At 60.1% G+C, this 26,362-nt stretch carries 20 protein-coding genes; 7 read left to right on the top strand and 13 right to left on the bottom strand.

The genetic code is table 11. From position 1 onward, the window contains the following. Window positions 1–43: 43 nt before the first annotated feature. Both ROTMU0001_RS07735 and ROTMU0001_RS07730 read right to left on the bottom strand, forming a co-directional pair. Window positions 44–1,564 carry an MATE family efflux transporter gene (locus tag ROTMU0001_RS07735; protein WP_005509066.1) on the bottom strand — a complete coding sequence of 507 codons (1,521 nt, stop codon included), beginning with the start codon at window positions 1,562–1,564 and terminating at the stop codon, window positions 44–46. A gap of 328 nt (window positions 1,565–1,892) precedes the next feature. Then, window positions 1,893–3,533 carry a Na+/H+ antiporter gene (locus ROTMU0001_RS07730; protein ID WP_005509065.1) on the bottom strand — a complete coding sequence of 547 codons (1,641 nt, stop codon included), beginning with the start codon at window positions 3,531–3,533 and terminating at the stop codon, window positions 1,893–1,895. A gap of 225 nt (window positions 3,534–3,758) precedes the next feature. Here ROTMU0001_RS07730 and pdxS point away from each other — a divergent pair, with 225 nt between their 5' ends. Next, the gene (gene pdxS / locus ROTMU0001_RS07725; RefSeq protein WP_005507298.1) at window positions 3,759–4,664 is read left to right on the top strand and encodes a pyridoxal 5'-phosphate synthase lyase subunit PdxS; all 906 of its coding nucleotides are present in this window, start codon (window positions 3,759–3,761) and stop codon (window positions 4,662–4,664) included. A gap of 115 nt (window positions 4,665–4,779) precedes the next feature. Further along, window positions 4,780–5,418 carry a pyridoxal 5'-phosphate synthase glutaminase subunit PdxT gene (gene pdxT, locus ROTMU0001_RS07720; RefSeq protein WP_005509064.1) on the top strand — a complete coding sequence of 213 codons (639 nt, stop codon included), beginning with the start codon at window positions 4,780–4,782 and terminating at the stop codon, window positions 5,416–5,418. Window positions 5,419–5,530: 112 nt separating this feature from the next. On the opposite strand, the gene ROTMU0001_RS07715 is transcribed toward pdxT, so the two are convergent. Further along, window positions 5,531–6,196, bottom strand: a complete 666-nt coding sequence (locus ROTMU0001_RS07715; RefSeq protein ID WP_005509062.1) for a hypothetical protein — start codon at window positions 6,194–6,196, stop codon at window positions 5,531–5,533. A 327-nt stretch (window positions 6,197–6,523) separates the two neighbouring features. After that, window positions 6,524–7,093 carry a hypothetical protein gene (locus ROTMU0001_RS07710; protein WP_044143532.1) on the bottom strand — a complete coding sequence of 190 codons (570 nt, stop codon included), beginning with the start codon at window positions 7,091–7,093 and terminating at the stop codon, window positions 6,524–6,526. A gap of 312 nt (window positions 7,094–7,405) precedes the next feature. Between ROTMU0001_RS07710 and ROTMU0001_RS07705 the strand changes: the two genes are divergently transcribed. Continuing rightward, window positions 7,406–8,152, top strand: coding sequence for a hypothetical protein (locus tag ROTMU0001_RS07705; protein ID WP_005509061.1), 747 nt, complete (start codon window positions 7,406–7,408; stop codon window positions 8,150–8,152). A 99-nt stretch (window positions 8,153–8,251) separates the two neighbouring features. On the opposite strand, the gene ROTMU0001_RS07700 is transcribed toward ROTMU0001_RS07705, so the two are convergent. The 3 genes from ROTMU0001_RS07700 to ROTMU0001_RS07690 all read right to left on the bottom strand — a co-directional run bounded on the left by ROTMU0001_RS07700 (window position 8,252) and on the right by ROTMU0001_RS07690 (window position 11,292). Next, window positions 8,252–8,599 carry a hypothetical protein gene (locus tag ROTMU0001_RS07700; protein WP_044143530.1) on the bottom strand — a complete coding sequence of 116 codons (348 nt, stop codon included), beginning with the start codon at window positions 8,597–8,599 and terminating at the stop codon, window positions 8,252–8,254. 261 nt (window positions 8,600–8,860) lie between these two features. Beyond that, window positions 8,861–10,168 carry a M18 family aminopeptidase gene (locus ROTMU0001_RS07695; RefSeq protein WP_005509057.1) on the bottom strand — a complete coding sequence of 436 codons (1,308 nt, stop codon included), beginning with the start codon at window positions 10,166–10,168 and terminating at the stop codon, window positions 8,861–8,863. Window positions 10,169–10,311: 143 nt separating this feature from the next. Continuing rightward, on the bottom strand, window positions 10,312–11,292 hold the full coding sequence (locus ROTMU0001_RS07690) for a CPBP family intramembrane glutamic endopeptidase (RefSeq protein WP_005509056.1): 981 nt from the start codon (window positions 11,290–11,292) through the stop codon (window positions 10,312–10,314). Between the two features lie 242 nt (window positions 11,293–11,534). On the opposite strand from ROTMU0001_RS07690, the gene ROTMU0001_RS07680 reads away from it, so the two are divergent. Next, window positions 11,535–13,634: a hypothetical protein gene (locus tag ROTMU0001_RS07680; protein ID WP_005509054.1), complete on the top strand. Its 2,100-nt coding sequence runs from the start codon at window positions 11,535–11,537 to the stop codon at window positions 13,632–13,634. Window positions 13,635–13,753: 119 nt separating this feature from the next. On the opposite strand, the gene ROTMU0001_RS07675 is transcribed toward ROTMU0001_RS07680, so the two are convergent. Both ROTMU0001_RS07675 and ROTMU0001_RS07670 read right to left on the bottom strand, forming a co-directional pair. After that, entirely contained in the window at window positions 13,754–15,274 is a 1,521-nt protein-coding gene (locus tag ROTMU0001_RS07675; protein ID WP_005509053.1) for a glycosyltransferase 87 family protein, read from the bottom strand. Beyond that, window positions 15,271–16,659, bottom strand: a complete 1,389-nt coding sequence (locus ROTMU0001_RS07670; RefSeq protein WP_005509052.1) for a glycosyltransferase 87 family protein — start codon at window positions 16,657–16,659, stop codon at window positions 15,271–15,273. The genes ROTMU0001_RS07675 and ROTMU0001_RS07670 overlap by 4 nt, the downstream gene beginning before the upstream one ends. Window positions 16,660–17,011: 352 nt before the next feature. Here ROTMU0001_RS07670 and ROTMU0001_RS07665 point away from each other — a divergent pair, with 352 nt between their 5' ends. Both ROTMU0001_RS07665 and ROTMU0001_RS09250 read left to right on the top strand, forming a co-directional pair. Next, a complete protein-coding gene (locus ROTMU0001_RS07665) occupies window positions 17,012–19,891 on the top strand; it encodes a multicopper oxidase domain-containing protein (RefSeq protein WP_005509051.1) in 2,880 nt (959 codons plus the stop codon). A gap of 214 nt (window positions 19,892–20,105) precedes the next feature. After that, complete coding sequence (locus tag ROTMU0001_RS09250; protein ID WP_005509050.1) at window positions 20,106–20,996, top strand: lytic transglycosylase domain-containing protein; 891 nt, start codon at window positions 20,106–20,108, stop codon at window positions 20,994–20,996. Between the two features lie 189 nt (window positions 20,997–21,185). On the opposite strand, the gene ROTMU0001_RS07655 is transcribed toward ROTMU0001_RS09250, so the two are convergent. Further along, window positions 21,186–22,397 (bottom strand): cytochrome P450, encoded by a 1,212-nt coding sequence (locus ROTMU0001_RS07655; RefSeq protein WP_005509049.1) that lies wholly within the window; start codon window positions 22,395–22,397, stop codon window positions 21,186–21,188. A 363-nt stretch (window positions 22,398–22,760) separates the two neighbouring features. Beyond that, window positions 22,761–23,054, bottom strand: a complete 294-nt coding sequence (locus tag ROTMU0001_RS07650) for a type II toxin-antitoxin system RelE family toxin (protein ID WP_044143528.1) — start codon at window positions 23,052–23,054, stop codon at window positions 22,761–22,763. A 161-nt stretch (window positions 23,055–23,215) separates the two neighbouring features. Between ROTMU0001_RS07650 and ROTMU0001_RS07645 the strand changes: the two genes are divergently transcribed. Then, the gene (locus ROTMU0001_RS07645) at window positions 23,216–23,497 is read left to right on the top strand and encodes a type II toxin-antitoxin system prevent-host-death family antitoxin (protein ID WP_005509047.1); all 282 of its coding nucleotides are present in this window, start codon (window positions 23,216–23,218) and stop codon (window positions 23,495–23,497) included. Window positions 23,498–23,581: 84 nt separating this feature from the next. On the opposite strand, the gene ROTMU0001_RS07640 is transcribed toward ROTMU0001_RS07645, so the two are convergent. Next, window positions 23,582–25,027 carry a sugar porter family MFS transporter gene (locus tag ROTMU0001_RS07640; protein WP_005509046.1) on the bottom strand — a complete coding sequence of 482 codons (1,446 nt, stop codon included), beginning with the start codon at window positions 25,025–25,027 and terminating at the stop codon, window positions 23,582–23,584. A gap of 223 nt (window positions 25,028–25,250) precedes the next feature. Next, window positions 25,251–26,252 (bottom strand): aldo/keto reductase, encoded by a 1,002-nt coding sequence (locus tag ROTMU0001_RS07635; protein ID WP_005509045.1) that lies wholly within the window; start codon window positions 26,250–26,252, stop codon window positions 25,251–25,253. Between the last annotated feature and the right edge of the window lie 110 nt (window positions 26,253–26,362).

The raw sequence follows: 26,362 nt of genomic DNA, 5'->3' as shown, positions 1-26,362 counted from the left end.
CGTCGGTGGTGNGNGCTTTTACTATGCTTTTGCAGACCGAGGACTATGCCTTCTGTTCGGGCTGTGCGCCAGAAACCTGAGCATCCTGAACGCCCGAATCCTCAGAACCTTCAGTCTCAACCTCAGCTTCAGCGGGCGGTACCTTCGCGCCACCCGTGGCGAGGAACAGCACCAGACCCAGCACGCAGGCGAGCACCTGGGTGAAGGGGAACGCCCAGGTCAGACCCTTAAATCCAAACCACATGTTGCCGAAGTACACGGCGGGGAAGAACAGCAACGCAATACCGATGGTCATCAGCATTGCCGGGCCGCCCTTACCGGACGCCTGAAACCAAGACACAAACACGATGCTGACCGCGTTGAACACGGCGGCGAGCATGAGCGCGATCATGACCTCTTCGCCGGTATCGATGAGGCTTGCATCGCCAACCACGGCGAGCAGTTCACGGCGGAAAATCAGCACCGGAATGGTGATGATTGCGGAGGTCGCCACGGACAGGATCGTTGCGGTGCGCAGCGCCTCCTTCACGCGGACGCCGTTGCGGGCACCGTACGCGTAGGCGTACAGCGGGATACCGCCCATGCACAGGCCCATGCACAGCATTTCGGGCACCATGTTCAGGCGCATTGCCAGGCCGAACGCCGCGACGGTGTCGTCACCGTAGGAGGCGGCGAGGTTGTTCAGCAGCAGGGCGGCGAAGATCAGGTTGAGGCTCTGAATGAGCTCAGCAGCACCGACCGCGACCACGGGCTTGATGATGGCGGGGTCGAGGGAGAAGTCGCGGATGTTTGCGGAGAAGTTCTCGCTCTGACGCATCAGGAACAGCAGGTAGTACAGCATGGATGCGCCGTTCGCCAGCAGCATCGCCCAACCGGCACCTGCGACGCCCATGCCCATGATGGCGATGAACAGCACGTCGAAGATGCAGGTGACGACGGTGCCGACGATGATGCCGTACATGGACTGCTTGGCGTAGCCTTCGGATCGGACGAGCTGTTCGAGGGTGAACATGCCGATAGCGAGGGGCGCGCCGAGGAACATGAGGTGCACGTAGATGCGGGTCGGTTCGTAGGAGCCGCCGGATGCACCCATGATGCTGGTGATCGGGTCGGCGAGGATGAAGCCGATAGCCGCCGCGACGATACCGGCACCGAGCGCCGAGTAGAGGGCGAAGGAGGTGACGCGGTGAATTTCGTGGGCGGGCTGGCCTTCACCGAGCTTGCGGGAGGCGAGGGTTGAGGAGCCCAGGCCGAACAGGCCTGCGATTGCCATGATGACGCCGAAGACGGGCACGCCGTAGCTGGTGGCGGCGAGGTCTTCGGTGCCGCCGTAGTGGCCGACGAAGTAGGAGTTCACCACGTTGTAGATGCTGGTGATGGCGAGGCCGAGTGCCATGGGCACGCCGAGGGAGAGGAGCGCCTTGAGGATGGGGGCGTCTTTGAGCAGGTAGATGTTCTGCGGGTCTTCGCTTGCGCCGTGCGGGCCGTGGGGACCGTGCGGGCGGTTTCCTGTGGCGGGTGCGCCGTTTTTGGGTGCGTTGTTTTCAGTCTGGTGGGACGTCATAGGTTCCTTGGTCTGTGTGGTCCGGTCACTTGTGTGCGTCAGATAGACGGCTGATGTCCGCGAATGTGCGGGTGCCGGGGCGCCCGAAATGTCTTGCTCGTTCCCTGGGCCGTTGAGGCTTCCGCGTGGAGGTGAGTGCGGGCGTAACTTTTATATTTTACCGATGTTCAACGCGGGTGGGTAGATGCTCATCGTGAGCAAAACCTGTTGTTGCACGGGGTGCACAGATGTGGGAGGGTGCACAGACGCAGTGGCACCATAAAACGGCGAGGCGCCCCTCCCCCGCCATTCGGGGTGGGGCGCCTCGCCTCATGCGTAGGAGCGTGAGCTATTCGAGCTCAAGCGGGCCGAGCACACGCATGACCTCGATGTCCAGGCGTTCCTGGATTTGGTGCAGTACGTTCGTGTCGATTCTGCCTTCGTCACGCAGACGCTTAAGGATGTCACGCTGAACTTCGAGCACGCCCAGGCGCAGTTCCTTTTCCTTTTCGTGCGCTTCGAGCACCTTCAGCACGTTCTCGGGGGTGTCGTCGCCGTGCATGTGCAGGGTGTGCAGGTTGCGGTACATACTCATGTTGAACATGTGCTCTTCCGCGATGCGGTCGATGACTTCCTGCGGGGCGTTGATGCGTCCGCCGATCTCCTGGATGGAGTCGAAGGACTCGGCAATCAGGGTGCGGATTGCTTCGTTCATCTCTTCTTCTTCGCTGTTGTCGACCGGCAGGTTCGCCCAGCGGATCACGGCGGGCAGCATCATGCCCTGGACGACCATGGAGCACAGCACCACGCCGGACACCACGAAAATCACGAAGTCGCGGTATTCAACACTCGCCGGGATGGACAGCGCCACCGCCAGGGAGACACCTCCACGCAAACCAGCCATGGTGGATACGACGCGGCCGCGGTGGGTGGTGCGCAGGGTGCGCTGCTTTTCGCTGCGGTCAAGCAGTCGAATCGTGAAGATGGACGCCTGCAGGAATACGTAACGAATGGCAACGCAGGCAATCCAGGCGACCAGCACAACGAGCAGGCCGTAGCTCCAGGTGGTGCCGTACAGGTTGATGGTGACACCCATACGTTCCACGGCGGTGGGCAGCTGCACGCCAACCATGACGAACAGCACGGCGTTCATGACGAAGGTGACGAACGCCCAGGTGGGCAGACCGTAGGTGCGGTTCTGCGGTTTGATGGTGTCCGGGCTGTAGTAGGTGAGGAAGAACGCCGCAATCACGACAGCAACCACGCCGGAGCCCTTCATGTCGGGGAAAGGCTCGATCTTCTCCGCGAGCAGGAACGCGATGAAGGGCACGGTCAGCATGAAGCAGGTGAACCACATTGGGTTGTCGATGTGGGCACGAATCTTGTTGGCTACCCAGCCGACCGCCAGACCGACCAGAATACCGATGAGGAAGGAGAAGAAGAACATGCCGCTGGAGTGGCCGAGGGAGAGCCCCTGCCCGGCGGCTACCTGCAGCGCGAGGGTCAGCAGCACGAGGGTCGTGCCGTCGTTGATGAGCGCCTCCGCTTTGAGGGTGGTGATGGAGGACTTGGGGAGTTTGCCGTTAAGGGTTGCGACGGCGACCGCGTCGGTGGGTGCGAGCGCCACGCCGATGAGCAGTGCCGCACCCCAGGCGCTCACGCCGATGAGCTCGTGCAGAATCCCGGCGACACCGAAGGCGGTCACGATAACCAGTAGCGTGCCGGTGAGGATCACGCCGCGGATGCGGTTGCGTGCCTCACGCCATGAGGTGTGGCGGGCTTCCCAGAAGAGCATGATGGGCAGGAAGATTTCGAGGATGACGTGCGGCGGCAGGCCGATACTCTGGACTTCGTGCAGTTCGTGGGCGGGCATAATGCCGATAGCCAGGCCAATGAAAATCAGCACAATGGCGGGGGTGATCCGCGTTTTGTGTGCGATCACGTTGCCTATGAGGACAGCGAGGGATAGTGCGATAACGACTTCGAGCATGCTGTTCCTTTGCTGGGGGTCTCCGGTGTACTTCAGAGGTTAAAGAGTACACCCGCGGTTTTATTTCCTGCGCTCGCCGGTGGTGCTGTCTAATTGATGGGTGCGGGTATGTTTCATGACGTTTTGTGTCATTCTGACGTGAACTTGGGGTCGTACTGTGTCAGAGAACAGAAAATCCGCCTCCGTGAGTGCGCGCGAACACTCAGAACGTGAGAAGATAAGGTCATGACTGATAACAACACCGTAACCGGCAGCCCGCTTGTTAAGCGCGGCCTGGCCGACATGCTCAAGGGCGGCGTCATCATGGACGTCGTCACCCCCGAACAGGCTAAGATCGCTGAAGATGCTGGCGCTGTTGCCGTCATGGCTCTCGAGCGCGTTCCCGCGGATATTCGTGCGCAGGGCGGCGTGGCTCGTATGTCTGACCCGGACATGATTGAGGGCATCATTGATGCTGTTTCGATCCCGGTCATGGCGAAGGCACGCATCGGCCACTTCGTTGAGGCTCAGATTCTGGAGACCCTGAAGGTCGACTACATTGACGAGTCTGAGGTTCTTTCCCCCGCTGACTACGTGAACCACATTGATAAGCACCAGTTCAAGGTGCCTTTCGTGTGTGGTGCTACCAACCTGGGTGAGGCTCTGCGCCGTATCACCGAGGGTGCCGCTATGATCCGTTCGAAGGGCGAGGCTGGCACCGGTGACGTCTCTGAGGCGACCAAGCACATCCGCACCATTAAGCGTCAGATTGCTGAGCTGCAGGGCCTGTACAACACCATGCCCGACGAGCTGTACGTGAAGGCTAAGGAACTGGCTGCACCGTACGAGCTGGTTCGTGAGGTTGCTCAGACCGGTAAGCTGCCCGTGGTGATGTTCACCGCTGGTGGTGTGGCTACCCCCGCTGACGCTGCGATGATGATGCAGCTCGGTGCTGACGGCGTGTTCGTTGGTTCCGGTATTTTCAAGTCGGGCGACCCGGTTGCTCGTGCGAAGGCTATTGTGAAGGCTACTGCTTTCTACAATGACCCGGAGAAGGTTGCTGAGGCTTCTCGCGGCCTGGGTGAGGCTATGGTCGGCATTAACGTTGCTGACATTCCGGCACCGCACCGCCTGGCGGAGCGCGGCTGGTAATTCGTGCGCGCACCCCGCATTCGGGGTGAGTGTTTGATGAGGGGGTGGGGTTCGCTGAGGCGGGTCCCACCCTCCTTGTGTTTGTTGTGTTTGTTGTTTTGTGAAGGGAGCGGTGATGGTTGAGAAGGTTCAGCCTACCGGTGTTTTGCCGGGTGAGGGTTTGACGGTTGGTGTTTTGGCGTTGCAGGGCGGCGTGAGTGAGCATGCGGAGATGCTGGAGTCTCTGGGCGCTCAGGTGCGTTGGGTGCGTACCGGTGAGCAGCTTGAGGGCCTGGATGCGCTGGTTTTGCCGGGTGGTGAGTCGTCGACGATTGACCGTTTGACTCGCATTTTTGGTGTGCGTGAGCCGCTGATTGAGGCGATTTCTTCGGGCCTGCCGACTCTGGGTACGTGTGCTGGCCTGATTATGTTGTCGAAGCGTATTGATGATCCGGCGCCGGGTCAGCAGTCGCTGGGTGTTTTGGATGTTTCGGTGGGTCGTAACGCTTTTGGTTCGCAGGTTGATTCTGCGGAGGTGCGCCTGCCGTGGCTGACCCCTGCCGGTGATGAGGTGGTTATTGATACGGCGTTTATTCGTGCGCCGATTGTGACTGGCACTGGTGAGGGTGTGCAGGTGACGGCTCGTCATGAGGGGAAGACTGTGGGTGTGCGTTCGGGCAACCTGATTGGTATTTCTTTCCACCCGGAGGTTACGGGCGATACGACCGTGCATGAGGAGCTGCTGGCTCTGGCACGCGAGGTGAAGGGCAAGTAGCCCCTCCCCCCAAAAAAATAAGCCCGGTAATGAGCATTTAAGGAGTTGTGGCGGTGACCGTTGTTCGGTCACCGCCACAACTGTTTTTGCGTGGGCTTATGCGTGAGTGGGTTTATGGGCGGGCGCTGCTGGGGGTTTGGGGCTGAGCCTTCCACTGCTGGTAGGTGCTTGTGGCGAGGAATCGTGCACGGTTCGCGTCGCTGAGCGTCTTGATGTCTGCGGGGGCTGCCTCGTACCACTTTTCGTAGAGACGAATAATCATCTCGGGGTAGGCGGCTTCTTCCAGGTCTGCGCGGTGGGGGATGAATTCGTTGCGGTTCTTGATGTCTCGATACTCGCTACCGGCGAAGGGGTCGGTGACTCCGACGCTGGGCTGAGCGTTGTAGGTATCGATGTTTTGAACGTATTCGGGGAGGGTGCTGCGCCCTGCTTTGAGTGCGGCGTGGCACTTGCTGTCGATTTCGCTGGGCTCAATAATGTGGGCGCCGTCTGCGAGGATGTGCCGGTACTGGATGTACGCGGGGTATTGTTCATCGGTGCGCGGGACGGGCTTGGCGGCTTCTGCTGATGCGAGATCTTCGGCAGAGTATGAGGAGCAGCTGACGGGCGGCGTGGTGCTTGCCGTTGCTGAGGCGCTCGCCGTGGAGGGTGAGGAGGCGCTGCTTGCCGCGGTGTTCGCACCGCCGCAGGCGGCAAGGAACAGGGGCAGGGTTAAGAGAGCGGCGCCGTATCGCAGTGCGTTATAACGGTGGTTGGGGGTCCTAGAATTCAGGGCCATAATGTCACCTCATTGTGGGCTGGAACATACCGAATTGACCCTCACTATACGGGCAGTTTTGATACATGGTCAAGAGAAAAATATGTTTATTTTTTAAAAGCCAACACCTCGGAGGAAAATCGATAAACAAGTTTGTTCAGCGCCTTGACTTGCGTAAACACGGAAGCCACCGGGCTCTTGAGGCAACCATGGCACCGAAACACCAGCGTCAGATATTGCTATTTACTCGATAATCAACAGAAACCAACATGCCCGGAGGGTCACGGTCAGGGCGCCCATGGCACAACCTTCAGCTCCATCAAAGCCTGCAACCTCAACAGCCCAACGCTACTGCAGGAGGAAATAGATAAGTCCCCTAACGTATTCCCAGAGCAGTACCAAGATGACGCACTGCACAACAAATGCGGCTATAGCTGCGAGGGTTGGCACCCAGTAGCTACGCTTAGAACATGCAATAAAAACTGCTATAAAAATAACGCATGAGATAATATCGGGACCCCAGAGAATGAATGCCTGTAAATCATATGGCCACAATATTCCATGCATATATTCTGTAGGGACTTTACATGAACTTAAGATATTGCCTTTTAAAATTTCATAAGTCCCATACATTTTAAAAACTAAATATAGCGATGCGATCCAAAAAATTCCTATACGAAGCTTTACACCCAGCCACATACTAAAAGTCTGCCATAAGCTAGCTGATACAACTCCCACCACAAAGAAGGGTATATAGTCGAAATATGCACTTTGCCACCTATCACATGGCGATACAAATCTATAGAAATCTGCATACAGGGCAGTTGGGAAAATATAGAAAAATTGCAATACAATGAGAAATAAGATATACAAAATTATTTTCTCATTTACGGCGAACATCTTATAAGTAGAATTCATGATGCCATTTCCTTTCAGTAGCATAAAAAGCTAGTAGCGGAACACCGAACGCATAGCCTCAATGTTGTTTTTCGTATCCATTAAGCCTCAAAGCCAATACTGGGATAGGTAGGCGACCCGCAAAGCCTCCGCACTCTTACCCCATCTACCACATATTTAAGCAGGTCAGAACCTTAAGACTACTGGGTAGCGCACCTTGTGTCTAGAGTGTGGGTTTTAAAAATAAGATGGTATTTTCCATTGACCACATATCAAATATTTGGGTATGTTTAGACGCAATATATCGTTCCATCCCTCTTGTGAGGTGGTCTCATGACCCACACCCCTGTTTTTCTTTCGTTCCGTTCCATCGGTCTACGACGCAGTGCCGCGCTGGCGATTCTTCCCCTACTTCTTGCCTCCTGCGGTAGCTCCACCAGCACTGCATCAAATACTCCCGCACCCTCGAACACAACCGTGACTTCCTCCCCGTCAGCTTCAAGCGCCACCGGGTCCGCTTCCTCTTCCGCGGCGAAGAAGACCTCCACCCCCTGCCTTGAACCTGACGAAGCCGCGAAAGCTGAAACCCTCAAGCAGCAGGAAGCCATCAGCGCCGACCGTGGCACTTCACTGCCCTCCTACGTCTCCGCGCGGCATGTTGTGCGCAACCAGGCGAACTTCCCCACCCGCGCCGAAGCTGAATCAGCAGGAGCCGAGTGCCTGGCACTGTACGAGAAGAACAAGGCCGATCACACCTACGCCGCGGCATGGGTACGCGCTATCGATGACAATAACGTGGCAAGCGGAAAGGTAGCCTCCGGCCCGCGCGCTGACATCCAGAGCGTAGACCCCTACAAGGCAAGCAACTACGTCGATATTCGAGAGGGTAAGGAGTACTTCCCGACCCGCCAGGAGCTGCTCGCGGCAAACTACCCCGAGAACTACATTGTTGCTTTTGAGTTGTGGGCGCAGCAGGCGCCAGCCGATGTGAAGCAGAAGAGCGACGCGAACCGTGCGGCCGCTAAAGATACTCGCTGGTCTGAGGTGGTAACCCTGCCCAGCCCCGACAACCCTGTCTAATCGAACCCCGTCTAATCTGAGTCTGTCTCACCTTAAAAATAAAATAGTTGTGGCGGTGACCGTTGTTCGGTCACCGCCACAACTGTTATAGGGTGCAGGTTAGGGCAGGAGCGCCAACCCAAACTCAATAACAATCAGCGCGATAGCACACGCGAAGAGTACCCCACGCGGCACATTGAACTTCTGCCAGAGATCATACAGCTGGCTGGGAATCAACCAAATAACGAACGCCTGAAAGGCAAGCGATAACGCGGGGTTACCCCACTGAATAATCATCAGGGCAAGAGCAAAACCCACGCCGAGCGTATCCAGGATGCGCCGGTGCTTTAGCACCTGCTCCCTCTCCTTTTGATAGCTAGGGTTGTTTAGCAACCTTGGTGGTGCTTTTTTCAGTTGACCCACAAGGATCAAAACCGCCAGCGGGATCAGAGAAATATCGAAGAACATGGGAACCGCCTTTCATATTGGGGTTCGCTCGCTACGCCGGTGACGAGCTGATGGCGCACCATCATTGGTGAAAACTTCTCAAAAACAAGTAATGTGCAACACGTATATTACGTATTGTGGGTTACTTTACAGCAAACATGAACCCTATTCAAGAGGTAAACACTCCCCCCCCCCCCGAAAAATTTTTAAAAATAAGGGCGCCGGGAACCTTATGTTCCCGGCGCCCACTCCCCAGCTGTTCATACCTCAGCGGGATTCAATTTAGAGGCGGAAGAACCCTTCCACCGCGCGCGTCATGTACGCCATGTCGTCCACATGGCACATCTCGCGCATCGAATGCATCGACAGCAGGCCAATACCCACATCCACGGTGCGCATACCCAGGCGAGTCGCCGTAATCGGGCCAATCGTCGAACCACACGGCATATTGTTATTCGACACGAACTCCTGATACGGCACACCAGCCTTCGCGCACGCCGCCGCAAACACTCCAGCACCCACCGAATCCGTCGCATAACGCTGGTTCGCGTTAATCTTCAGCAGCGGGCCACCACCGGGCAGCGGCTGAACGGTCGGGTCGTGGTGACCCTGATAGTTTGGGTGCACCAGGTGACCGGCATCAGCCGACAGGCAGAACGACGACGCCACCGAACGGCGGTACTCCTCCGTGCTCTCACCGCGCGCAGCGGACAGGCGCACCAAAATATCCTCCAGGAACGGGCCAGCCGCACCACTACGCGACTCCGAACCAAGCTCCTCATGGTCGAACGCCGCAAGCATCACAGTCTCAGTAGCGTGCTCATCCGCGTTATCGGCAACGTAACGCTCCAGGGCGGTCAAACCCGCGTGCACCGAAGACAGGTTATCCAGGCGACCGGAAGCGAACAGCTCCTGATCCGCACCAAACCGGCGCGGCGGCTGCGAATCAGCGAACAGCAGGTCGTAACCCACGATGCTCTGCGGGTCGACCGGCTCACCGTCAATCACGTGCTTCGCCATATAGCCGAGCACGTCGTTCTCCGCCGGATCCACACCCCACACGGGGTACATGTTGAACTGCTTGTCCAGCACCAGTTCGTTGCGCTTGTGATCCAGGTGCGGCGCCAGCTGCGGGATGCGCGCAATCGCGCCGGTGCGCACCAGGCGGTCCTTCAGCTCGCCGCCCTCAAGGACGGTGAGGCGGCCCGCCACGCACAGCTCGCGGTCCAGGAAGGAGTTCAGCAGTGCACCACCGTAGTTCTCCACGGCAATCTGGTGCCAGCCCTTCGTGGTGATGGATGAGGAAGGCTTGACCTTCAGGGAGGGCGAGTCGGTGTGCGCACCCAGCACGCGGTAGCCGCTTGCCTTCTGCGCCTTCGCGCCGCCAGCCCAGGCGATAATCGCGCCGTCACGGACGACGAAGTGGCGACCGGTTGCGATCTGCGGGTCCCATGCTTCGGTCTCTACGAGCTCGGTGAAGCCCGCTGCTTGCAGGCGGCGCGCTACCGTGCGCGCGGCGAGGTAAGAGACCGGCGACTCCGCCACGAATGCGGCGAGGTCTTCAATATTTTTTACAGCATCAACAGTCATGGTTTAACCCTACCTTTTCTTGGGTGTTGACGGGGTGACCGGGGCCGATAATCCACGCGGCGTGGAGCAATAGCCCTGGTGAGGCTCGAATGGAGCGGGCGGGCGGGCTGGGGTAGCTGAGCTAGAGCAACCCGCCAAATAGCCTATTTATCAACCTTGAGCGGCTGTGTTTCACGTGAAACCTCACCGCGGCGAGCGCGTGCGTTGAAGATCAGGCAGGCGAGCACCACGTACACGCCTTCCAGAGCGATACCCTGCAGTGCATCCACGGGGGTCACGCCCTCGGAGGCGAACGGATCCAGACCAGCCACCATGGACAGCAGCATCAGGATCACGTTATTTGCCACGTGCAGGCTGATGGAGGCTTCCAGACCGCCGGTATACCAGCAGAGGAAACCCGCGTAAATACCCATCGCGAGAATCGTGCTCTGACCCCAGGGATCGTAGGCGTGGGAGAGCATGAACAGCACGGCGGGCAGCACAATCGGTAGCCAGGGGGTGCGGAGCCATCGGCCCAGCATCTGCATCATGAAGCCGCGGTAGGCGAGCTCTTCGGCGTAGCACTGCACGGGTACCAGGAGCAGCATCATCGCCACATAAACCCAAAATTCAACCTGTGGAGGTTGAAAATAGCGGTATTCGGGCAGGCTCTCACCGCTCAACGCCAGCATCACGGCGTAGTAGATGCCGTAGACAGCGAAGCTCAAACCCAGGTACGGAAGCAGTAGCGAGCGGCGCAGACGGCCCGCCACCGAATGGATCAGACCCCAGGGCTTCGGGCCCACGACCAGGCGCGCCAAAAAGAGCGAAGGCACAATGGCAATCAGGGAGAGGAAGGTCAGGGCGAACAGCGCCGGGTGTTCCATAATGACGGCGCGGTTCGTAGCTACATCCTGGAGGGAAAGTCCCGAACCCATAATCGCCACAGCCAGGGCAACTGAAATGATCAGGTTGAGGCCAATAAATACGGCGACGCCGAGCAGACCTTCCAGCAGGGGTGAGAACCAGCGGGATTTCGGGTCGGCGTGGGAGAGGCGGTGGTAGGCAAGACCTGCAACAGGCGCAGGAGCAGCGGGGGTTCCGGCGGCTACCTGCGGGGGTGCGGGAGGCGGTGTCGTGTTCATTCTTTAATCCTAGCCTCCGCGGGCTCGATGGTGACCGGGCATGCGGCAACCTTCAAGTACTGATTGATACGGAATGTTCCAAAACCATTGAAAAAGCCGTGAATAAGGCTAAAAACCCACCATTCACGGGGTTCATTTTCTGAACCTATGCCATAATTTGTAGCGACAATACGCTCATATACATAGTCGCTGATGACCGCTCTTCCGGGGTGTTTTTTCAGCACCAGAAAGGCTGCTTTCTTATGGCACTCGTCTTCAATCCGCCGCCCAACTGGCCCGCTCCTCCTGCCGGATGGGCCCCCACTCCTACGTGGCGCCCCGACCCCGCGTGGGGTCCCGTTCCTGAAGGTTGGCAGCTGTGGGTCGAAGAGCCCGAGCCCGAACCCATTCAGGTTGAAGAGGCTACTATTGAGCCGCTGATTCCCGAGGAGCCCGCTGCTGAGGCAGCTCCCGCTGAGCAGGTTGCTGAGCCCGTAGTCGCTGAGCCTGCCGTTGAGGCTGAGCAGCCTGCTGAGGTTGCGGCACCGCTGACCGTTGAGGACGTTGACCTGGAGCAGCTCGCCGCTGAGCTCGAAGGTGAACAGGTCGTCGAGGTTCCGGAGGTGGCAGCGCCCCAGACTGAGGCATCCCACGTTGAGGCACAGCAGGTAGAGGCACCCGCGGCTGAGTCCGCTGAGGAATCCTCCGAGCCCAAGCCGATGCGTCACCTGACTCAGGTTCCGCTGACCGGTACCGCTCTGCCCGAGCAGGTTCTGACCCCGCAGGCTTCCGTTGAAGAGACTGCGGCTGAAAAGGCTGTGGCTGAAAAGGCTGTGGCTGAAGCTCCCGCAGCTGAGCAGGTTGCTTCCGAGCAGCCCTTTGAGGCGCACGTTGTTGAGGCTCCGGTTGCAGAGCCCGCTGTTTCCGAGCCCGCCGCTTCTGAGCCGGTCGTTTCCGAACCTGTTGCAGAGCCCGTTGTTGTTGAGCCCGTCGCCGAGGTTGCCCCCGAGGCACCGGCGGCAGCTGAACCGGTCGCTGATGCTCCCGCAGCTGAGACTCCCGCCTCCACCGAAGAGGCTGCCCACACCATCGAGAGCTCCCCGCTCGTTGAGTTCCACACCCCCGAAACCGAGCGCACCGTCAACCTGTCCGAGCGTACCGTGAACCTCTCGGAACAGCCCGGTCAGAACATGCAGCCCGGCCAGAACGCACAGTTCATCCCGGCAGGTCAGGCACCGAACGGCTTCCAGCCGAACCAGGCTGAAGGCTTCCAGGGCCAGAACTTCCAGGGTGGCCAGTACCAGGGTCAGGGCTTCCAGGACGGCCAGAATGTCCAGGGCGGCCAGTACCAGAACAACCCCTACCAGGGTCAGCCGTACAACGCTCAGCAGCCCTACGCAGGTCAGGTGTCCGATCAGGACCAGGCAACCGTGGCACTGAGCAACCCCTACGTCACCGAGCCCGCAGGTCAGGGCGAGGACGACTCCGAGAAGAAGGGTCTGTTCTCCGGCACCAAGATTTGGGGTGTTATCGGTGGTGCGTTGGCTCTGCTGATTGTTATCATCCTGGCGATTGTCATGCTGATTCCGCGTGGCGGCTCGAACCCCACCTCCGATTCTGCGGCAGCATCGAGCGCGGCGGCTACTTCCGCTGAGGCGTCCTCCGCGGCGGCATCCTCTGAGGCTTCTTCCGCAGCGCCCGCATCTGAGAGCGCGGCAGCAGGTACTTCCGCTTCTTCCGCAGCACCCATCGCTGCTGCTGAAGCAAAGATGCCCGAGGGTGAGTTCAAGGAATACAAGAAGACCGTCGCCGACAACAAGGACACCATCGACATTGAGAAGATCAAGGGCGATGTGTCCGCAGGCCTGCTCTACTACGAGTTCAAGCCCGCAGACGGTGTGGTCAACGCCTTCATCACCAGCCGTGACGATAAGGGCAACATCGCCTCGGGTGTGAGCGTTATCGACTCCACCCGCGACGGCAAGGAGCTCAAGGGCACCGCGTGGATTGACGCGAGCGGCCACTCCACCCCCACCCGCAAGCTGGAGCTGACCGGTAAGGGCGAGTGGACCATCCGCGTCTACGATGCAGACTCCGCACCCCACTACAAGAAGGGTGAGAAGTTCCAGAGCACCATGAACTTCTACGCTTTCACCTACGAAGGCACCGAGGCAACCATGGAGTTCCAGACCAGCGGCCCGACCACCCGCGGCTTCACCGTTCTGAACGCGACCAAGAACGACCCGTTCTTCTCCTCGACCATCCCGACCGTGAAGAGCAGCATGCAGTGGGTTCAGAGCAACAAGAGCTACATGCAGGTTCGTACCGACTCCAACATTACTTGGAGCATCGGCACTAACTAGCAGCGTGACTGACTAGGTCAGTAGGCTGGGTATAAAAGTATCCTCCGCGCCCGTGATGGGTGCGGGGGATACTTTTATACCCGGTGAAGCCTGTGCACCTGTTGGAGGCGCCCGCCGCTTTAGCGGGAGTACTTCGCCTCCGCCAGCTCGGCGCCCGCGGCACGTGCCGCACGCTCCACCAGCTGACGATTCGCCAGGTACACAAAGAACGTCACCAGAATAAACAGGTACATCAGCTGGTACGGCATGGTGCCAGCCATCAGGCCCAGGGAGCCTTCGGGCACCATCAGAATCTGATCCGCGTTGAAGTGCGGGGAGAGCGCCAGCACAATCCAGAACGGCGAAATGTACATGCCCACCAGCGCCGCGGTCGCCAAGATAACAGCCAGCGTGAAGACGAAGGAACTGACCCGCTGGTACATGAGCGGGAAGATTTCCATGATCACGGCGGCGAGCATCAGCGGGTACCAGGTGTTGTGGTGCGACCAGCTAATCGGCGAAATCTGCAGCATCATGAACGCGGTCAGCGCCAGCTGCGCCATAAGCGCGCGGGCACGAATCAGCGGAACCAGCAGAACCGCGGTGACCAGCACAATCAGCAGGGTCAACGCCACCTGCACCACCGACAGGGCGGTAGCCGTCAGGTGATGTTGCAGGCCTGCGTGGGTCAGCGTACCCATAATCGATACGTTATCGAAGTAGCTGAACCAGCCCACACGCGAAGTGTCACGCACCGCGTGGAACCAGAACGTCAGCGACTCCTCACGGATCACCAGGAAGCCGATACCCACGGTCGCGGCGAAGCTAGCACCCAGGGTCGCAATGCCCTTCCAGTCCTTACGCATGAGCAGCAACAGACCGAACGCGAGCGGGGTCAGCTTAATACCCGCCGCAATACCCAGCAGCACACCGCGCGGAACGCGGGTTGCCGGGCGCATAAAATCGGCGAGAATCAGCATCAGAATGATGGCGTTAATCTGCCCAAAATGCGTGGTCAAACGCCACGGGCCGCACATCCAAATCAGCGCCGCAATCAGCGACACCATACCCCAATGACCCAGGTGCTTCTGCAACGGCAGACGCCACGAGCGGCTACGGGCGTAGGAGTACAGCAGGTACGCGCACCAGTAGCTGAGCGCACAAATAATGGCGGTAATCAGCAGCATGCTCTGCGGCTCGGTGAGGAACGCGAGCGGGTAGAAGAGCAACGCCGCAAACGGTGGGTAGGTGAACGGCAGGCCGCGCGTGCGGAAGGTGTACAGCTGGTAGCCGTCCGGGCCGTCCGCCAGGGAGACAGCACCCAGGCGGTACACGTAAATATCGTCAGCCGCCGCGTGCGTCACGTAGTCGAAGGCGTAGAGGGCAACCAGGATGAACAGCAGGTGCGCCCAGAGAGCGCCGCTGCGCATGCCGGGGATGCGGTCAAAGAAGCTGCGACGCGCAGGTTTTGTGGGCTCTGCGGCAGGCTCCGCGCTTTCTACAGCGCTTTCAGCAGCCGGTTCCGCAACCGGTGCAGTAGTAGAGCCAGCCGAAGCCCAGGGAATCCTCGGTGCAGCCACCTCGGTATTCTCCGCGGTCGTAGCTAAGTTCTTATCAGTATTCTTCACGAGGGTCTTTTCTAGTTCCTTCTCGCGGCTCACGCGGTTGCCTCACGAGAATCAGCGGCACGCACAGACTCGGCGCTCTCGGTCACCAGGGCGCGAGCGCCCCACCAGCCCAGAGGCGCGTCGCTACGCACGGAACCGTACTGCACGGGCTCAACCTTCGCGCCACGCACCGGCGCGCTCAGGGCGGCAACCGACCAGAGCGTCATCGTCACCCACAGGCAGAACGCGGGAATAGCCGAAACCGCCAACGCGCCCGGAGCCAGCTGTTCCAAACCATCAGCGCTACCGTGGAACCAGGACGCAATCCTAATCGGCGACAGGTACAGGCCCAACACCGCAACCACCGCGAACACGGTCGCCGTCACCCGCAGCCACGCCGGCTGAACCGCAAAATAGGTGGGGAACGCATCCAGGATGAACACGGCAGCCAGCAGGGGCAGCAGCACGTTGTGGTGCGACCAGCTAATCGGCGACAGCGCCACCATCAAGGAGGCGGTCACCGCCACCTGCGCCAGCGCGGCACCGCGGCGTTCCAGCTGGTACAGCAGTGCGGCGGTCAGCACAATCGTGACCAGCGCCAGGGCGTAGTAGACCGGCTTCGCAGCGCTCTCAGAGAGACCGAAGTGCAGCAGCCAACCCTGAATCGAGACGTTATCCACAAAGTTCAGGCCACCCACACGGGAGGGGTTCGTCAGCGCGGAGAACCAGAACTCCGGCGCGTCCTTAGGCATCAGAATGAAACCCAGCGCAATGGTGCCGAAGAACGTCGCACCCAGGGTCGCAATGCCCTTCCAGTCGCGGCGGACCAGCAGAATCAGACCAAACACGAGCGGGGTCAGCTTCACGCCGCCCGCAATACCAATCAGCACGCCGCGCGGCACGCGGGTCGCCGGGCGCACAAAATCGGCAAGGATCAGCGCCGTAATGAACGGGTTAATCTGAATCAGGTCCAGGGTGCGCTGCCACGGGCCCGCCGCCACCACCAGAATGGTCAGCATCGCAATCGTGCCGGCACGACCAAAGTACTGCTGCAGGGGCAGTTCGCGGCCGCGCGCATTCACGTAGTTGTAAATGATCGTGGAAATCCACCACGCCACCACAGCCGAACCGACCACCATAATGACCTTGCCAACCTCCAGGGGCATGAACGCGAACGGCAAGAACAGCATTGCCGCGAACGGCGGGTACGTGAACGGCGGCTTAATCACGCCGTGATCGTTCAGGGTCGGGGAGTATAGGTCCTGGGTAAAGCCCTCGTTATCGAAAATGGTCATCGCACCCAGACGGTAGATGGAGAAGTCCATACCGCTGAAGGGGTTGGTGAGCATTTTGACGACGTATCCACCGCCAACAATGAGGATGAGTGCCACAATAGCGATTTTTCCCCAGATGGGGGTGGTGGAGTCAGTCCTTGTCACGAGGTGTTTGTCCTTACCTTGGTGCCGGCGGATGCGCGCGTAGGGTGGGCGGGCATCTGATTTTGGAATCCTAATAGTTTATCGTGCGCACCTGTGAAGGGTGCATTGGAGAGAAGATTCACAGGGGAAGAATCGCAGGGGAAGAATCACTCGAGCGCACAAGCACAACTATCACGATATGAACCGCCTTCATATGCACGTCATGTCTTCAAAATTGGTACTATCCGGGCAATATAATGGGCTTATTGGCACTCCGCCTATCCTAGCGCAGGGCCCACCCCAACGCAGGGGCAAGCGATACCAACCCGCACACCGACGTCCACGAACAACCAGCAGTGAAAGCAGTGATCACGTGAGTGAACATCTCGGCACCCCACCCGAAGGTGAGAACACGAGCGGCAAGCCCGCAAGCGTCTCCGGAGGCGGCTCCTCCGGCCTGAGCATTGGCGCGCGTCCGGCTGATATGCCCGGCGCGAACCTCACCCCCGAAGAGATTGCACGCCGCGCATCCGGTCGCGGTACGTGGCATCGTCGCGCCTCCAAGCCGGTCTCCCACTGGATGTTTACCCTTGTCGGCGTACTTCTGCTGCACAGGTTTATCCCGAATAGCGGCTGGCTGATGGTGCACATTATCACCCTCGGCCTGATTACGAACTCGATTCTGATTTGGTCGCAGCACTTCACCGAAGCGCTCATGAAAATCAAGATTCCTGACGAGCACCGCGGAACCCAGGTGCGCCGAATCTTCATTCTGAACGCCGGTATTCTCGTGCTCATGATCGGCATGGTCGGTCAGCTGAGCGTGCCCGGCCTCTACGCCGCCACGGTGGTGGGCGCCCTCATTGTCGGTTCGATGGTCGCCTGGCACGGTATCTACCTGCTGAAGCAGGTGCGTCAGGCTCTGCCCTCGCGGTTCGGTGTGACCATTCGCTTCTACATTGTTGCGGCGCTGTTGCTGCCCCTCGGTGCGGCGTTTGGCGGTATGATTGCCTACCCGAACCTGTCCGGCACCCTGCATTCGCAGTTCCTGCTCGCGCACGAGGCAGTGAACGTGCTCGGCTTCGTCGGTATTACCGCGGTGGGTACGCTGGTGACGTTCTGGCCGACCATGCTGCGCACCAAGATGGTGGATAAGGCGCTCACCCACAGCCTGCGCGCCCTGTACCTGATGTGCGGTGGCTTGGCGTTGACCGTTGTCGGCGCGATTTTTGGGATGCGTCCGCTCGCCGCAGCCGGCCTGGTCGTCTACCTGGTTGCCCTGCTGATTGTCGCCTGGGTGATGGTGCGTACCCTGCGCACCAAGCGCCCGAACGAGTACCCGCCCATGAGCGTGGGTATGGGCTTCCTCTGGCTGATTGTTGGTGTAGCAGCGACTGCCTACCTGGTGGCGACCGTCCCCTTCGCGCAACTGGACATGCGCGCCGTGACCCCCATCTTTGTGGTCGGCTTCCTGCTGCAGCTGCTGCTCGGCGCGATGAGCTACCTGCTGCCGCAGCGCATGGGTGGCGGCCCGGCGGTGGTGCGCGCCTCCAACAAGGAGTTCAGCCGTTTCGCGGCGGCACGCGTAACCGCCGTGAACCTGGCGCTGCTGATCTTCATGATGCCCAGCTCCATGGTGGGCCAGTCCATTAAGATTGCCGTCGCTATCGTGGGTGCGTTGGCGCTCATGGCGTTCATTCCGCTCATGGTACGCGGCGTGAAGGCGTCCGTGAACACCCGCAAGGAAATGATGGCAGCACGCGCCCGCGGCGAGAAGCCCGTCTTCAACCAGGAGGCGCTCACCCCGGAACCCGTCCCGCACGCCAAGCAGAGCTTCCAGGCGGCATTGGCGGTTGCCATGGCGTTCCTGCTGGGTTTTGCGGTGAACCCGTCCGCGTTGAACCTGCCGTCGTTCTCCTCGGCGGGTTCCGTGGCTGCGACCGGTCAGACCACCACCGTGCAGGTGAAGGCGACCAGCAACTACCGCTTCACCCCCGCAGAGGTGGAGGTCCCCGCAGGTAACCGCCTGGTCGTTGAAGTCACCAACGACGATGAGGGCATGACCCACGACCTGACCTTCGACAACGGCGCAACCACCGGCACCATCAACCCCGGCGAAACGAAAACCGTTGATGCCGGCGTCATTACCGCCGACCAGGAAGGCTACTGCTCCGTGGCGGGTCACCGCTCCTTGGGCATGGTGTTCAAGGTGAAGGCGACCGGCGCGTCCTCACAGCAGGTGGCTTCCGGTGACCACACCAACCACAACCACGCCGCGTCGGGTAGCACCCCGACCCTCATGACCGTTGCGAACAGCAGGATTGACATGTCCGCAGCGCCCGGCAGCGGCTACAAGTACCGCGACCCGAACATCCCGGCACCGAACACCGCCACGCAGGTGAACGGCAAGACCGTCCGCAAGGTCACCCTGGAAGTTGAGGAAGTCGACCGCGAGGTGGCGCCCGGCGTGACCGTTCACATGTGGACGTTCAACGGGCAGAACATGGCACCGATTCTGCGCGGCAAGGTCGGCGACATTTTTGAAATTACACTCATCAATAACGGCACGATGGGCCACTCGCTGGACTTCCACGCGGGCATGGTCTCCCCCGATAACACGATGAAGACCATCGCCCCCGGTGAGCGTCTCGTCTACCGTTTTGAGGCGAAGGGCGCCGGTATCTGGCTGTACCACTGCGGCACCGCCCCGCTGAGCCTGCACATGACCCAGGGCATGTACGGTGCGGTCATCATTGACCCGGCGGACCTTGACCCGGTCGATCACGAGTACGTGATGGTTCAGGGCGAGGCGTACCTGCACGACACCGGCAAGACCGCCTCCGACGGTAACAAGCTGGCGGAGAACTCGCCGGAGCTGATCGCGGCGGGCACCCCCACGCTGACCATGTTCAACGGCCACGCAACCCAGTACAAGGCGAAGCCGCTGCAGGTGAAGAAGGGCGAGCGTATCCGTGTTTGGGTAATGGCTGCGGGCCCGAACCACGGCACGAGCTTCCACGTGGTCGGTTCGCAGTTCGACACGGTCTACAAGGAGGGCGGCTACCTGATGCGCCGCGGCGCAGATGCGTTCGGTAGCCGTGACGGCCACAGCCAGGCACTCGATTTGGCGCCCGCTCAGGGCGGCTTCGTGGAGATGCAGTTCCTAGAGTCTGGCACGTACACGTTCGTGAATCACTCCTTCTCGGAGATGGAGCGCGGTGCCGCCGGCAAGATCGTGGTGACGAACCGTTAGGGACTCCTGAAGCTCCCCATCATGGATTGACCCCGCCTGGTGCTCCCTGTCAAAGGTGTACCGGGTGGGGTCATCCTTCACGTGCACGGAGTCTGTACCTGCACTTGATGTTGACTCCGGTAAAGACGCGCCTAGAACTCTCTGACTATGGTTTTCACCTCAACGGAGGGGAATTTTTTCACCATAAACGGCGATGGTGCGCTAGTCTATAGGAATGGCAGATAGCACTTCGGGCGCCCCTTCCGAGCGTAACGCTACGAGCGCCTCCAACCACATTTCCGTTCCGGCGGATCAACAAATTTCTCCTCGGCAGCGTAAAGCTTTCCCGCTTCGCTTTCTCGCCGGGGTTCTTGCGCATTGGCAGATTATTGCCTCTGCGGTCCTTCTGGGTGGCGGTGTTGCCGGCTTGGCAGCCACCTACGACGATTACTGCGGCATGACGGAGCTTTCGTATGCTCCGGCGGCTCTCCGCTCCGATTTTGAGGAGGGCTCTAAGGTGTCGGGTTTCCGCCCCGGCGTACTGGCAGCGCAGATTGAGACTGAGAGCCACTGGCGTGTGGGCGTTGTGTCCCACCAGGGCGCTAAGGGTATTGCACAGTTCACTGATGACGCGTGGAGCGGCGGCCACTACAGCTTCGGCAATGGCGGTAATGTTCTGAACCCGCACGATGCGATTGCGGCACAGGCACGCTACTTGGCTGAGTTGCGTACTCGTTTGGCGAAGTACGCCTCCAATGAGGATGAGCTACAGGATGTGGTTCTCGCCGGTTATAACGCGGGTCCGGGTTCTGTGGAGAAGTACGGCGGTGTTCCCCCGTACGAGGAGACTCAGAATTATGTGAAGTCGATTCGCGAGCTGGCGAATTCGAAGTATAAGCTGACCTGCTCTCCCGAGTACCAGTTCAAGCAGGCGAAGTTGAGCTTCGTGAATGGTGTGACTCCGGCGATGGCTGGTGTTCATGCGGATGGTACGGCTCTGTCCCCGGAGGAGTCGGCATCGGCTGCGGCGGAGGCTTCTGCTTCTGCGAGTGCTTCAGCTCGTGCGTCTGCGAGCGGTTCTGCGGGTTCTTCGGTGAAGCCTTCGGCAACGAGTTCTGGCCGATAAATCCAGCTTTTTGGATAGCCCACTAGGCTATATAGCCGTCAGGGAATATTCTGTTTTATCTATAGTGCGCGGCTGATACCGGCCGCCACTACCCTACTATTCACTCTTATATTTACTCTTAACAGCGCGAGGCGCCGACCCCCATTCTCAGGGGTTCGGCGCCTCGCACTTTTTATGGCTGTCTCGTGCCTAGTTGAAAATGGCGCGCACGACCGAGTAGCCGGAGACCGGGTACACGGCGTTCACGGTTGCGGGCTTCTCGCTCTCGTCCGCGATCTCAATGGACTCGGTGCCGCGCAGTAGCTCCTCGAGCAGGATGCGCAGTTCCAGGCGTGCCAGGGGCGCGCCGGGGCAGACGTGGATGCCGTCGCCGTACACGAGGTTGCGGGACTGGTCGCGGTGCGGGTTGTAGGTGAGGGCGTCTTCGAAGGCGTCCTCGTCGCGGTTGGCGCTTGCCCAGTTGATGGTCACGCGGGAGCCGGCGGGCAGGGTGCGGCCGCCGAGTTCGGTGTCCTGAGTGGTGATGCGGCGGTTGGTGACGAGGGTGTCTTCGAGTCGCATGATTTCTTCGACGGCGAGGGCGATTTCGCTGCGGTCATCGAGTGCGTTGCCGTCGGCGAGGGATGCGCGCAGGCGGTCCTGCTCGGCGCGGTTGCGTGCCAGGAAGTTGACGAATACGCCCACGGTTGCGGAGACGGTGGACAGCTCGCCCACGGTCCAGTTGCGGATGAGGCTGACGATTTCTTCGTCGGTCATGGTGCGGGGTTCTTCGCCGGGCAGCTGCACGGTGTCGGTGAGCAGTTCGGCGGTGACGTCCTTAGGGTTGCCGGCGGCAGCGTCCTCGCGGCGTTCGTCGAGCAGCTGGCGGATGTAGCCGTCGAATTCGAGGGCAACCTTAGCGATTTCTTCGCGGTCGCGGCGCAGGGTGGCAACGCGGTTCTTCTCGATCCATTCGGTGAGGGGCTGTTCGAGGCATGCGGGCCAGCCCATGAAGGCATTCTGTACGCGCATTGCGTAGGCCTGGCCGAAGCCCTGCATGACGTCTACTTCTTCGCCGCGGGGCAGTTCTGCGATGAGGGTCTTCACGGCGTCGCGGATGACGGGTGCGAACTTTTCGAGGCGTTCGGGGGTGAAGTACTTGTCATTGACGGCGCGGAAGGTGGTGTGTTCGGGTGCGTCCATGCCGTTGGGGACAGCGATGTGGCGGGTGGAGACGACGTTGGAGTAGATTTCGGGGTGGTCGAGTACGTGCTGTACGTCGGCGTTTTTGAAGACGGAGTAGCCCATGAATTCGTCGTGGGCGACGGGGCAGCGGCGGCGCATTGCGTCGTAGGCGGCTACCTGGTCTTTCTGCACTTCTTCGCTTCGGAGGTCCCAGTCGTTGTGTACGTTCTCAGTCATTGTTCACCCGTGTTCGTTATAGAGTTGTGGCGTGCTGGATGCGGGCGTCCGGGCGATGCGTATGTGCAGGGTCGGGCGTGCATTTCAGCACGTGAATCCATTAGTTCTTCTTTGACCGTATCACTTATGGATTGGTGGCGCAGGGTAGGGGTTCCTTGCTTCTCATTCAACGAACGGTGCGGTCGCCGCGAGGGGCGGCGGGTCACGGGACGCCCGAGGCGGGCGGCACCTCCACCGGGGAGGGGCCGCCCGCCTCATTCATGCCCAAAAACCCGCCGGGGTTTAGCGCTTGCCTGCGGAGGGGTAGATGCTGCCGTCCATCACGCCGCGCTCCACCTGCTCCAGGCTCACGCCGCGCTCACTCTACAGGCCGCGATAGACTTCTCGCCGATGACCAACTCGGAAGACCTCAACAACAACCGCACCGTTATCAATGGTGTACAGAATGCGGTAATTCCCTACTCGTGCCCTGTACCCTTCTTCGCCCTGTAGCTTCTTGACTCCCGTCATATATGGGTCATCGCCAAGGGACCGGAGGCAGGCGATAATTTTCTCGAAGGCTGTCCGGTCTTCTCGTTGGATTTTCTTTAGTTCTTTCGCTGCTTTGCGCGTCAATTCAACCCGGTACACGGGGTTTGAGACATGGTTTGCAGTCATCTGCACCCTTCAGGCAGAGCTTTAAATCTTAACCTTAGCAGAAAAAGTGTACACTTTTTACATACTTTACATTGTTGTACTATGTAAGTAGCTCCTCTGGATAGAACCTGCACAGGAACTATCCTCGGAGCTAACGGACAAACCCCAGAAAGGAACCAGTCATGACTGTCACCACTCACCGGACTCGTTCCAATGTCACGACTCTTAAAGAACTCCGCGACAACCTCGGAACCAAAGTCAATGAAGCCGTGTTCTCCGGCGAACGTCCCCTCATCAGCCGCAATGGTAAGACTGTTGCCGCGCTCATCTCCTACGAAGATTTGAAGCTACTGGAAGAGTACGAAGAGCTCCTCGACATTGAGGCTCTTCGTAAGGCACGCGCCGAAGATGACGGCTACCGCATCGGCCTCGACGAGTTCCTCGCAGAGAACCCTGCAGACTAATCTCTCAACACATAGTGCAAGGCGGGCAGCACCTCCACCGGGGAGGGGCCGCCCGCCTCATTTATACCTAAAAACCCGCCGGGTCTAGTGCTTGCCTGCGGAGGGGTAGATGCTACCGTCCATCACGCCGCGCTCCACCTGCTCCAGGCTCACGCCGCGAGTCTCCGGCAGGTTGCGGAACATCAGCAACGCAATGACCACGTTCACCACGGCAAAGCCGATGAAGGAGCCGGTCAGACCGACCGCACCCAGAATCACGGGGAACGCCAGCGACAGCACACCATTCATCATCCAGCCGCTAAACGCCGAAATGCCCATACCCGCCGCACGCACACGCAGCGGGAACAGCTCACTCATAATCACCCACGTCGACACGTTCAGGCAGGTCTGCATCGCGCCCACAAAGCAGACGATGAGCACCAGCAGAATCCAGGGACGCGCCGCATTATCGGCGGGTAGCAGCATGGATGCGCCCGCAATCAGCACGTGGAAAAACGCGGTCGAACTATAGCCGGTAATGACCATGACGCGGCGCGGCACACGCTCCATCAGGCGCAGCGACAGGATGGAACCAAGCACCGCAATCGTACCCGGCGCAATGTTCGCAATGAGCGCCGCGGATTCGCTGAAACCGGCTTCCTTGAGCACCTTAATGCCGTAGTACATGATCGAGTTGATGCCGGTCAGCTGCTGGCCCGCACCAACGAGAATACCGACGAGCAGGATGCGCACGAACCAGCCACGCACGCCCACGCTTTCCTTACCCACCGCGGTGTTCTGGGAGGTGGTCGCCTCCGCCTGCAGGGTGCGCTCGATGTCGGCAATCTCAGCCTCTGCACGTTCGGTGGAGCGAATACGCTTCATAACCGCCAGTGCCTGCTCACGCTTGCCGACGCGCAGCAGCCAGCGCGGCGACTCGGGCACTCGCAGCATACCGACGAACAGGCCGATGGCGGGTAGGGTGCAGATGGCGAACATCCAGCGCCACACGCCGTCGTGCTCGCCCCATACGTTGCCGATGAGGGCGTTCACGATGAACGCGGCAAGCTGACCGCCCACGACCATGAGCTCATTGCGGCCGGAGAGGGAGCCTCGAATTTCGTAGGGTGCGAGCTCTGCGAGGAACACGGGCACCACGGCGGAGGCGCCACCGACCGCCAGGCCGAGCAGGGTGCGCCCGATGATGAGCACGGCGACGTTGGGTGCGAAGACGCACGCCAGGGCACCAATGAAGAAGATGGTAGAGAGCCCAATGATGGTGGTTCGGCGGCCGAACCGGTCAGAGATGCGGCCGCATCCGAGTGCGCCGATAGCGGCGGCGAAGGCGAGCGATCCGGTGACCCAGCCTTGGGCGGTGGAGTCCATGCCGAGTTCGCGGCTCATGGGTTCGAGCGCGCCGTTGATCACTCCGGTGTCGTAGCCGAAGAGCAGACCGCCGAAGGTGGCGATGAGTGCAATGATGCCGAGGTATCGACTGTGCTTCCCGGTGCCCAGAGGGGGCAGGGTGGAGGCGGTGCTCTGTGCGCTCATGGTGTCCTTTATGCCGAGGGGTTAGGTGAGATTACACCGACATTGGTGGTTCTTCAGCACTGTCAGTGGGCTAGGTGAGGTGCGTCAGGTTAGACACACCTCACCTAATCCTAGCGAAAACGTTCGGCGGGTGATATTTATTTCTCACCACGGACATTTTTCAGCGTATATTACGGCCGACACGTGCGACCGCCTGAGTGCCCCTTTGAGAGGGAGCCCGCGTTTAGAACAGCGCGATCTTCTCGGGTGCCGGGAAGATGGCGTCCAGGGCGGCGAGGTCCTCAGCGTCGAAGCGCAGGCATGCCGCCTGTGCATTGGCGCGCACCTGCTCGGCGCTGGTCGCACCGGCAATGACGGAGGTGACCGGCGACTGCTGCGCGAGCCAGGAGAACGCCGCCTGCACCTCGGTGATGCCGCGCTCGGTGCAGAAGGTGTGGAAGGCTTCGAGCTGGTCCCAGTTGGCGGCGTCGAGCACGTTCTTCTTGGAGTGGGACAGGCGCGAACCGGCGGGAATGTTGTCGCGGCGGTACTTGCCGGTCAGCAGGCCGTTAGCGAGAGGGAAGTACGGCAGCACACCCATGCCGAAGTGCCGTGCGGCGGGCAGGATTTCGAGTTCTGCGCGGCGGTCGAGCAGGTTGTAGTGGTTTTCAGCGACGATGAACCGTTCGGTGCCGAGTTCACGGGCGCAGTGTTCGGCGTGGGCGAGCTGCCAGCCGGAGAAGTTGGAGTGGCCCAGGTAGCGGACTTTGCCGTCGCGTACGAGCTGGTCGAGGGCGCTGAGGGTTTCTTCGATGGGGGTGTTGGGGTCGGGGCTGTGGTAGAAGTACAGGTCGATGTAGTCGGTGCCGAGGCGGCGGAGGGACCCTTCGACGGCGCGCATGATGTAGCGGCGGGATCCGCGGGCGTTGCGGTCGTTGCCGTTGAGGTCGCCGACGGGCAGACCGAATTTGGTGACGATGGTCAGTTCGTCGCGGTCGAGGCCGAGCTGGGTGAGGGCGGTGCCGAACATGGTTTCGGAGAGGCCGGGTTCGGCGCCGTAGAGGTCGGCGATGTCGAAGAAGCTGATGCCGGCGTCGACTGCGGCGGCGATGACTTCGTTGGTGCCTTCTTGGGTGCGGGTGGGGGTGCCGGGGCGGCCGAGGTTGTTGCAGCCGATGCCGACGCTGGGTACGACGAGGCCGGAGTTGCCAAGCCTGCGGTAGACGGGAGATTCAATACGTTCCATGCTTTTAACTCTACGTTGTGCGGGTATGTTGCAAGGTTATTTCCCCTCCAGTTGGGAGGCGAAGAGCTTCCTGAAGCGTGATGTAGGGTCGGTCGTTAGGTCGCGGTAGG

It is taken from the genome of Rothia mucilaginosa ATCC 25296 (assembly GCF_000175615.1).
GTDB lineage: Bacteria > Actinomycetota > Actinomycetes > Actinomycetales > Micrococcaceae > Rothia > Rothia mucilaginosa.
The sequence above is the reverse complement of the archived record's forward strand: the minus strand, read 5'-3'. Positions and strand labels throughout refer to the sequence as shown.

What these genes read in the sequence shown, in the direction of transcription:
- ROTMU0001_RS07655 (WP_005509049.1), bottom strand. Translation starts at nt 22,397, where the DNA reads ATGACTGAGAACGTACACAACGACTGGGACCTCCGAAGCGAAGAAGTG.
- ROTMU0001_RS07700 (WP_044143530.1), bottom strand. Translation starts at nt 8,599, where the DNA reads ATGTTCTTCGATATTTCTCTGATCCCGCTGGCGGTTTTGATCCTTGTG.
- ROTMU0001_RS07690 (WP_005509056.1), bottom strand. Translation starts at nt 11,292, where the DNA reads ATGAACACGACACCGCCTCCCGCACCCCCGCAGGTAGCCGCCGGAACC.
- pdxT (WP_005509064.1), top strand. Translation starts at nt 4,780, where the DNA reads ATGGTTGAGAAGGTTCAGCCTACCGGTGTTTTGCCGGGTGAGGGTTTG.
- ROTMU0001_RS07695 (WP_005509057.1), bottom strand. Translation starts at nt 10,168, where the DNA reads ATGACTGTTGATGCTGTAAAAAATATTGAAGACCTCGCCGCATTCGTG.
- ROTMU0001_RS07735 (WP_005509066.1), bottom strand. Translation starts at nt 1,564, where the DNA reads ATGACGTCCCACCAGACTGAAAACAACGCACCCAAAAACGGCGCACCC.
- ROTMU0001_RS07730 (WP_005509065.1), bottom strand. Translation starts at nt 3,533, where the DNA reads ATGCTCGAAGTCGTTATCGCACTATCCCTCGCTGTCCTCATAGGCAAC.
- ROTMU0001_RS07680 (WP_005509054.1), top strand. Translation starts at nt 11,535, where the DNA reads ATGGCACTCGTCTTCAATCCGCCGCCCAACTGGCCCGCTCCTCCTGCC.
- ROTMU0001_RS07635 (WP_005509045.1), bottom strand. Translation starts at nt 26,252, where the DNA reads ATGGAACGTATTGAATCTCCCGTCTACCGCAGGCTTGGCAACTCCGGC.
- ROTMU0001_RS09250 (WP_005509050.1), top strand. Translation starts at nt 20,106, where the DNA reads ATGGCAGATAGCACTTCGGGCGCCCCTTCCGAGCGTAACGCTACGAGC.
- ROTMU0001_RS07715 (WP_005509062.1), bottom strand. Translation starts at nt 6,196, where the DNA reads ATGGCCCTGAATTCTAGGACCCCCAACCACCGTTATAACGCACTGCGA.
- ROTMU0001_RS07650 (WP_044143528.1), bottom strand. Translation starts at nt 23,054, where the DNA reads ATGACTGCAAACCATGTCTCAAACCCCGTGTACCGGGTTGAATTGACG.
- ROTMU0001_RS07645 (WP_005509047.1), top strand. Translation starts at nt 23,216, where the DNA reads ATGACTGTCACCACTCACCGGACTCGTTCCAATGTCACGACTCTTAAA.
- ROTMU0001_RS07710 (WP_044143532.1), bottom strand. Translation starts at nt 7,093, where the DNA reads ATGAATTCTACTTATAAGATGTTCGCCGTAAATGAGAAAATAATTTTG.
- pdxS (WP_005507298.1), top strand. Translation starts at nt 3,759, where the DNA reads ATGACTGATAACAACACCGTAACCGGCAGCCCGCTTGTTAAGCGCGGC.
- ROTMU0001_RS07640 (WP_005509046.1), bottom strand. Translation starts at nt 25,027, where the DNA reads ATGAGCGCACAGAGCACCGCCTCCACCCTGCCCCCTCTGGGCACCGGG.
- ROTMU0001_RS07705 (WP_005509061.1), top strand. Translation starts at nt 7,406, where the DNA reads ATGACCCACACCCCTGTTTTTCTTTCGTTCCGTTCCATCGGTCTACGA.